The organism is Ruthenibacterium sp. (assembly GCF_017421385.1).
Taxonomy (GTDB): Bacteria; Bacillota; Clostridia; order Oscillospirales; family Ruminococcaceae; genus Ruthenibacterium; species Ruthenibacterium lactatiformans.
Window position 1 is genome coordinate 46277 of record NZ_JAFOIN010000013.1, and the last position, 7291, is coordinate 53567.

Here is a 7291-nt window from a genome sequence, read left to right on the forward strand (position 1 = left end):
ACTATGAACACAATGACAGACGCGCTCAAGCGCGCGGCGTGCGCCGCCATCGACGCACAGGCACAGCGCCTCACCGCTTTCGGGCGGGATATCCTTGCCCATCCGGAGCTGGGCTATAAGGAAACGCGCACGGCCGGAAAGGTGCTGGAGGCCTTTGCCTCGCTGGGTCTGACGGACGTTACGCGGCCCGCGCGCACAGGCGTGAAAGGCTGGCTTTGGCGCGGCGCGGGGCCGCGGGTGGCCGTTATCGGGGAGCTGGACGCGGTGCTCAGCCCCGGCCATCCGTTTGCGGACAAAGCCACAGGCGCGGCCCACGCCTGCGGGCACAACGCCCAGCTTGCCTCCATGCTGGGCTGCGCTGTGGGCCTGCGGGCCGTGGCGGACAGCCTTGCGGGCAGCGTATGCCTGCTGGCGGCGCCCGCGGAGGAATACGTTGAGATCGGCTGGCGGGCCGGGCTGAGGCGCGCGGGCGAAGTACAGTATCTCGGCGGTAAGCAGCAGCTCATCGCGGAAGGCGCTTTTGACGATATCGACATGGCCATGATGGTGCACAGCGAAACAGACGCCCCGCAGCCTCGCGCGGTGGTTGCGGGCGCGGCGGGCGGCTTTATCGGCAAGGAGCTGCGGTTTCTCGGCAAAGAGGCACACGCGGGCGGCGCGCCCTGGGAAGGCGTCAACGCGCTGAACGCGGCATCCCTTGCCATCGCGGCCATCCATGCCAACCGTGAGACTTTCCGCGACGAGGACCATGTGCGTGTGCATCCTATCATTACAAAGGGCGGGGACCTGGTGAACACCGTGCCCGCAGATGTGCGCATGGAGAGCTACGTGCGTGCCGCCAGCGTGCAGGCCATGCGCACCGCCAACGCCAAAGTGAACCGTGCGGCCCGGGGCGCCGCTTACGCCGTAGGCGCGCGGGTGGAGATCGACGATATGCCGGGTTATCTGCCGCTGGCGCAGAACGCGGCGCTTTCCGAACTGTTCGCGGCCAACGTCCCGGTTTGCGCGCCCGGGCTTGCCGTGGAACGCGGTCTGCCCTTCTGCGGCAGCACGGATATGGGCGACGTGTCCTACCTGCTGCCTGTTATCCAGCCGACGGTGAGCGGCTTTTCCGGCGCGGCGCACAGCAGGGACTTTGCCGTCGCCGATGAAGCGCTCGCCTATCTGGCGCCCGCCAAGCTGATGGCCGCGACGGTCATCGACCTGCTTGCCGGCGGCGCGGCAAAGGGTCGCAGCGTACTGGCGGACGCACCGTGCCGCACGCGGGACGAATATTCCGCGCTGTGGCGGGACATTCTGGCGCAGCCCGGCGAGGGCTGACGGCGGCGCAGCATAAGCGCCGGAAAAAAACATCCGACTGGAGGCCGCTGCATGACAGCTGTATTCCTTCTCTGCACGATCATCCTGTTCGTGCTGCAAACGCTTTCCATGAAGCTGCAGCACGCCGAACATCTGCCCCAGAAGCTTCTGGTGAACTGCGCGTTTTCGCTGCTGGCGGCCGCGGCCATGGGCGCCGGCCGTCTGGCTGTGCCGGACATGTTCACCGTAAGCCCCGCGACGCTGCGGCACGGCATTGCCTTCGGCGTGCTGTTCGCACTGACGATCTTGTTTTACAACCTGGCCATCGCCAGCGGGCCGCTCTCCTACACAACGTTTTATTTTTCCGCCAGCATGCTGGTGCCCGCGTTTGCGGGCGTGCTGCTGTTCGGCGAAGCGCTCACTTTCACGCTTGCCGCAGCCGTGGCGCTGTTCCTGGCCGCGTTCTGGTGCCTGAACGTCGCGCCGGGCGGCGCACAGAGGCCCGAGCCCCGCTGGCTGGCGCTGTGTGCGCTGACCTTTCTGTGCAACGGACTGTGCGCGGTGGTACAGAAGTCCCAGCAAAACGCCACGGGCGGCGCCGAGGCCGCGGGCCTGATGCTGGTGGGCTTCTGCACAGCCGCGGCCTGCTACGCGCTGGCGTATCTGGCGCTGCGGGGCAGGCTGCCCGCGGGCGCGGCGGACGGCACCGCGCTGCTGCGCCAAAACGCTCTTACCGCCGTGCTTCTGGCGGGCGGCTCTGTGGGCGGCAATCTGCTGCTCACCTGGCTGGCCGGGCGCGTGGATGCCAGCTACCTGTTCCCGCTTGTACAGGGCAGCATCATTGTGGGCGTGACGCTGTGCTCCGTGCTGCTGTTCCGGGAAAAACTTTCGGCGCGCGGCAGGTTCGGTATTTTGCTGGGCGTGGCCGCCATCGCCGTGATCAATCTGTAAGGAGGGATTCCGTATGCTGCGCATTGGCATGATCGGCGCGGACAACTTCCACGCCCTCGCTTTTTCCAGGCTCGCCAATCTTCCGCCCGAGGAGGGCGGCAGCGGCTTGCCCGCGCGCGTCACCATGCTGTGGGGCGAGAGCGCCCAGCGCGCCGCCTTCGTGGCAAACGAAGCGCATATCCACACCGTTGTGGACGACCCGGCCCGTATGCTGGGCCAGGTGGACGCCGTGATGGTGGTGCTGCGCCACGGCGCGCAGCACCATGACGCGGCGCTGCCCTTCCTGCGCGCGGGCATCTCCACCTGGGTGGATAAGCCTTTCACCACCGACATCGGCCAGGCCGCCGCTCTGGTGGCCGCCGCGCGGGAGAGCGGCGCGCTGCTGGCGGGCGGCTCCACGTGCAAATACTGCCCGGATGTGCTTTGGCTGCGGGACAAATACCGCGCCATGTGCGCGGATGGCGGCGTGATCTCGGCCGGGCTGAATTTCCCCGGAGAGTTGGACAGCCCTTACGGCGGGCTGTATTTTTACGGCGGCCATACCGCTGAGATATTGACAACCGCCTTCGGGCCGGATATCATCAGTGTGAAGGCCGACGTTACGGCGGGCAATGTCATCGCCGTGTTCAAGTACGCGTCGCTGGGCGTGTGCGTGAATTTCGCCGAGGTGAGCGAGTTTCACGCTGCGCTGTACGGCGCAAAGGAAGTGGCAGTGCACTCCATCGACATTTCCACCATCTACCGGCAGGGGTTCGCAAAATTCGTGCAGGGCGTGCTGACGCGCACCCCGCCCGAGCCCTACGGCACGCTGCTGCGCCCGGTGCAGATTTTAAACGCCCTTGTCGAAGCCGCTCAAACCGGCCGCGAGGCGTTTGTTGCGCCGCCGCTGGAATGAGCGCCGCCCTGCCGCGTTTCCGCGCCCGCCTTCGCCCCGCGCACAGCCGTGCCGGAGCGCTGCGGGCGCCTTTTCTTTTCCGTCTGTCTCCGGCCCGGGCCGGCGCATCCCATTGACAAAGGAGCAATTGTTATGAAATGTGAACGCATCCCTCTCGGCGCTCAGGGCGCGTACCTGGACACCTATTTTCTGGCGGATTCTCCCGAGCTGAAGGCGGGCGCGTGCCGCCCGGCCGTTGTCGTATGTCCGGGCGGCGGCTACGCCTATACCAGCGACCGCGAGGCCGAACCCATCGCGCTGGCCCTGTGCGCCCGCGGCTTCCACGCCTGTGTGCTGCGCTATCCCTGCGCGCCCGCCCGTTTCCCCGCCGCGCTGCGCGCGCTGGCCGAAGCCGTGGCCTGGGTGCGCGCGGGCGCCGCGGAGAACCATGTGGACCCGCGGCAAATCTCCGTATGCGGTTTTTCTGCGGGCGGGCATCTGGCGGGCAGCCTTGGTGTGTTTTGGAACGCACCGTTCCTCGCTGCCGAAACCGGCCTTGCCCCCCAGGACATGCGCCCGGACAAAATGGTGCTTTGCTACCCCGTTATCACCGGCGGAGAATTTGCCCACAAGGGGTCTTTCGACAATCTGCTGGGCGCCGACGCGGACGCCGCCCGCCGCGCGGAGGTATCGCTGGAGCAGCATGTGACGCAGGACACGCCGCCCGCGTTCCTGTGGCACACCTATACCGATCCCGGCGTACCCGTGGAAAACACGATGCTGTTCGCCATGGCCCTGCGCCGTGCGGGCGTACCGTTTGAGTCCCACATATACTCCGTGGGCGGGCACGGGTTGTCCCTTGCCAACGAGCTGACGGAAAACACCGCCGGCGCGGGCGTGCAGGCGGAGTGCACGGGCTGGGTGGATCTGGCCGCCGGCTGGCTGCGCCGCTGACGTACAGCGCCGCGCGCTGCATCAAAAAGCGCGCCGGGACCGGCGCGTCAGGGAGGAAATATTTATGCCGTTCATCAATGTAAAAACCAATATCCCCGTATCCGAAAACGCACAGGAGGCGCTTAAGACACGGCTGGGGCAGGCCATCGAGGCCATTCCCGGCAAAAGCGAGGCCTGGCTGATGGTGGGCGTGGAGCCCGAGTGCGCGCTGTGGTTCCAGGGCACCGACGCCCCCGCCGCGCTGGTGGAGGTATCCGTTTACGGCGGCGCGGAGCCGGACGCCTACGATGCACTGACGGCCCGCGTCTGCGAACTGCTGGACGCCGTGCTGGACATCGACCCCGCGCGGGTATACGTCAAATACGCCGAAACGCCCAACTGGGGCTGGAACGGCGGAAACTTCTGAGCGCGGGGCCGGCAATGAAGAATACGACGCTGTGCTACATCGAACAGGGAAGCCGCTGCCTGATGCTGCACCGCACCAAAAAGGCCAACGACGAAAACGAGGGCAAGTGGATCGGTGTAGGCGGCAAGTGCGAGGAGGGCGAAAGCCCCGAAGACTGCCTGCTGCGCGAGGTGCGGGAGGAAACGGGCCTGATGCTGACGGACTGGCGGTACCGGGGGCTTGTGACGTTCGTGTCGGACGTGTGGCCCACGGAGTATATGCATCTTTTCACCTCGGACGCGTTCGAGGGTACGTTGGCCGGGCCGTGTGTCGAAGGCGAGCTGGCATGGGTGGAAAAGAGCGCGGTGCCGGGCCTGCCGCTTTGGGAGGGCGACCGCATTTTCCTGCGCCTGCTGGCGCAGGAAGTGCCGTTTTTCTCTCTTAAGCTGGTATACCGCGGCAGCACGCTGGTATCGGCATCTCTGAACGGGCGGCCCTGCCCGCCGGAACCGGCCGGTACGCCGTAATCCGGGCGCGGCGCGCTTCAACGATTGAGGGAGGTTTTGTATGAAGGAACAGACGCGGGCCGAGCCCCGCTTTTCCCTGTGCGGCCTGAACTGCGGGCTGTGCCCGATGTACCACATCAGCGAGACGGAGCACTGCACGGGCTGCGGCGGCGCGGGCCGTCCCTCCTGCGCGGTGCAGCGGTGCGCGCGGGAGCACGGCGGCGTGGAATACTGCTTCCAGTGCACGGAATATCCCTGTGCCCGTTACACCAGGGCCGAGCCTTATGACTCCTTCGTGCCCCACCGCAATGTGCAAAGAGATTTTGCCCGGGCGGCCCGGGACGGACTGGACGCATATCGGGCCATGCTGGAGGAAAAGGAGGCGCTCTTGCGCTTTTTGCTGCGGGAATACAACGACGGACGGCGGAAAAGCCTGTTCTGCACGGCCGTCAACCTGCTGGAGCTTGCGGACGTACGGGAAACCGTGTCCCTGCTGCGGCGGCAGACGCCCCCGGACGCCGCCCTCCGGGAAAAGGGCGCGCTGGCCGCGCGGCTGCTGCAGGAGGCCGCGGCGGCAAATGGCATATGTCTGAAGCTGAACCGGAAGAAAAAGTAACGGAGGCCGACGGATGGATATTGCAAAACTGGACCGTTTTATGCAGGCGCGCCCCGCACCGGAGGAGGGCGTGCGGTGGCTTGCGCCATTTGAACCGCCCCTCGTGCTGGAGGGATTTGCCTTTTTCGAGCAGGACGGCGCATACCGCCGCCTGCCGCTGGATTCCGACGCGGTATTTTCCCGCGCCGGGCGAGCCGCCCTCACCGAGCTGGGCACAAATACAGCGGGCGGCTGTATCCGTTTTCGCAGCAGTACGGGACGCGTGCTTGTCCGAGCACGTCTTGCGGCTGCTTGCGCCATGCACCACATGCCCTCCACCGGACAGGGCGGTTTTGACTGCTATCTGCGCAGGCCGGGCGGCGCATGGCGTTACGCCGGGCCCAGTGTGTTCGGCCACGGAGAAACCGCATATACCGCCGCATTGTGGAGCGGAGGGGACCGGGAGGAAAAGGAATTTCTAATTCATTTTCCGCTGTACATGGGCGTGAAAGAGGTATGGGTGGGCGTTGACGCGGACGCCTCTGTGGCCGCGCCCGCGCCCCGTGCCGTAAGCGGCGCGGCCGCCGTCTACGGCACGTCCATCGACCAGGGCGGCTGCGCTTCCCATCCGGGTATGGCTTTCCCCGCCATCCTTGCCCGTGCGCTGGACGTGCAGATCTATAACTTCGGCTTTTCGGGCAACGCATGCCTGGAGCCGGAGATGGCGGACGTACTGGCGCGCGTGCCGGGCCTGCGCCTGCTGCTGGTGGACGCTGAAGCCAATGCCGGGCCGCTTGGCTGTCTGGGCCGTCTGCCCGCTTTCCTGGCGCGGCTGCGCGCGGCATGCCCGCGGCTGCCCATTCTGGTGGTCAGCGCGCCGCTCGGTCCTCTGGAGGCCCAACAGCCGGACCGCGTGGCGCAAAAGGACGCCTGGCGGGCGGCGCAGCGTGACGCTGTGGAGCAGGCACGCGCGGGCGGCGATGCAAATATCGCTTTCCTGGACGGCCGCACGCTCTGGCCGGACGGCGGTGAAGAATATACTGTGGACGGCGTGCATCCCACGGACCTGGGCTTTTATTTCATGGCCCGCGGTCTTCTCCCCGTGCTGCTGCCTTACCTGACAGAAGAATGAATCCCCCCAAAAAAGATGCAGCGCCGTAAAACGATTTACGGGTGCAACCGGCCGGTTGCACCCGTTTTTCTGTATCCTTTATAAAGGTTTTTCTTGAGGGACGCCCTATTCTCCCATATAATAAAACAGGACGGCAAACGACATTTTGGAGGGATAGCATGGACAGACCAATTACAACATTGTTTATGTTAATGTCCGTTGATGGCAAAATAAGCACTGGTGCGACAGACGATTTGGACATAGACAAAGACTTTCCTAAAATTGCGGGGGTTCGTGAAGGGTTGCATCAATATTATGAAATAGAGCAGACGACAGATCTGTGGTCGCTCAATTCTGGCCGCGTCCAAGCTAAACTGGGTGTCAACACAAAAGAAATGCCCGACAAAACACCCGTTTCCTTTGTAATAATTGATAATGATCATTTGAACAAAAATGGCGTACTCTATTTTTGTTCCTTAAATAGTGTCTACACAAGATCAGGTCAAAACAGTACACCAAATAGCAATGCAACGAATTTGCACAGCAGCCAGAAAAGATGTTGTAGTTTTTGCATATCGAGTAGCAATGCCTCGCCAACGTTTCAGGTGCAAAAAAG

The 7291-nt window shown here is 64.4% G+C and carries 8 protein-coding genes and 1 pseudogene; 8 read left to right on the forward strand and 1 reads right to left on the reverse strand.

Annotated elements, in window-relative coordinates:
• Positions 1-3 precede the first annotated feature (3 nt).
• The 8 genes from IIY41_RS01535 (at position 4) to IIY41_RS01570 (ending at position 6696) form a co-directional block, all read left to right on the forward strand.
• Entirely contained in the window at positions 4-1320 is a 1317-nt protein-coding gene (locus IIY41_RS01535) for an amidohydrolase (RefSeq protein ID WP_082670821.1), read from the forward strand.
• A 51-nt stretch (positions 1321-1371) separates the two neighbouring features.
• Entirely contained in the window at positions 1372-2250 is an 879-nt protein-coding gene (locus tag IIY41_RS01540; RefSeq protein WP_058723861.1) for a hypothetical protein, read from the forward strand.
• A 13-nt stretch (positions 2251-2263) separates the two neighbouring features.
• The gene (locus IIY41_RS01545; RefSeq protein ID WP_009323750.1) at positions 2264-3145 is read left to right on the forward strand and encodes a Gfo/Idh/MocA family protein; all 882 of its coding nucleotides are present in this window, start codon (positions 2264-2266) and stop codon (positions 3143-3145) included.
• Between the two features lie 132 nt (positions 3146-3277).
• Positions 3278-4078, forward strand: coding sequence for an alpha/beta hydrolase (locus tag IIY41_RS01550; RefSeq protein ID WP_009323748.1), 801 nt, complete (start codon positions 3278-3280; stop codon positions 4076-4078).
• A 64-nt stretch (positions 4079-4142) separates the two neighbouring features.
• Positions 4143-4484 (forward strand): phenylpyruvate tautomerase MIF-related protein, encoded by a 342-nt coding sequence (locus IIY41_RS01555; RefSeq protein WP_009323747.1) that lies wholly within the window; start codon positions 4143-4145, stop codon positions 4482-4484.
• 14 nt (positions 4485-4498) lie between these two features.
• The gene (locus tag IIY41_RS01560; RefSeq protein ID WP_117461492.1) at positions 4499-4990 is read left to right on the forward strand and encodes an NUDIX hydrolase; all 492 of its coding nucleotides are present in this window, start codon (positions 4499-4501) and stop codon (positions 4988-4990) included.
• Between the two features lie 40 nt (positions 4991-5030).
• Entirely contained in the window at positions 5031-5585 is a 555-nt protein-coding gene (locus IIY41_RS01565; RefSeq protein WP_009323745.1) for a DUF3795 domain-containing protein, read from the forward strand.
• A 13-nt stretch (positions 5586-5598) separates the two neighbouring features.
• Complete coding sequence (locus IIY41_RS01570) at positions 5599-6696, forward strand: SGNH/GDSL hydrolase family protein (protein WP_287399362.1); 1098 nt, start codon at positions 5599-5601, stop codon at positions 6694-6696.
• Positions 6697-7172: 476 nt separating this feature from the next.
• Here IIY41_RS01570 and IIY41_RS01580 read toward each other — a convergent pair.
• A pseudogene (locus tag IIY41_RS01580) lies at positions 7173-7291 on the reverse strand (IS5/IS1182 family transposase); the annotation flags it as partial.

Bases quoted from the DNA above. Each gene is read 5' to 3' on its own strand.
- IIY41_RS01535 (WP_082670821.1), top strand. From the start codon at position 4: ATGAACACAATGACAGACGCGCTCAAGCGCGCGGCGTGCGCCGCCATC.
- IIY41_RS01540 (WP_058723861.1), top strand. From the start codon at position 1,372: ATGACAGCTGTATTCCTTCTCTGCACGATCATCCTGTTCGTGCTGCAA.
- IIY41_RS01545 (WP_009323750.1), top strand. From the start codon at position 2,264: ATGCTGCGCATTGGCATGATCGGCGCGGACAACTTCCACGCCCTCGCT.
- IIY41_RS01550 (WP_009323748.1), top strand. From the start codon at position 3,278: ATGAAATGTGAACGCATCCCTCTCGGCGCTCAGGGCGCGTACCTGGAC.
- IIY41_RS01555 (WP_009323747.1), top strand. From the start codon at position 4,143: ATGCCGTTCATCAATGTAAAAACCAATATCCCCGTATCCGAAAACGCA.
- IIY41_RS01560 (WP_117461492.1), top strand. From the start codon at position 4,499: ATGAAGAATACGACGCTGTGCTACATCGAACAGGGAAGCCGCTGCCTG.
- IIY41_RS01565 (WP_009323745.1), top strand. From the start codon at position 5,031: ATGAAGGAACAGACGCGGGCCGAGCCCCGCTTTTCCCTGTGCGGCCTG.
- IIY41_RS01570 (WP_287399362.1), top strand. From the start codon at position 5,599: ATGGATATTGCAAAACTGGACCGTTTTATGCAGGCGCGCCCCGCACCG.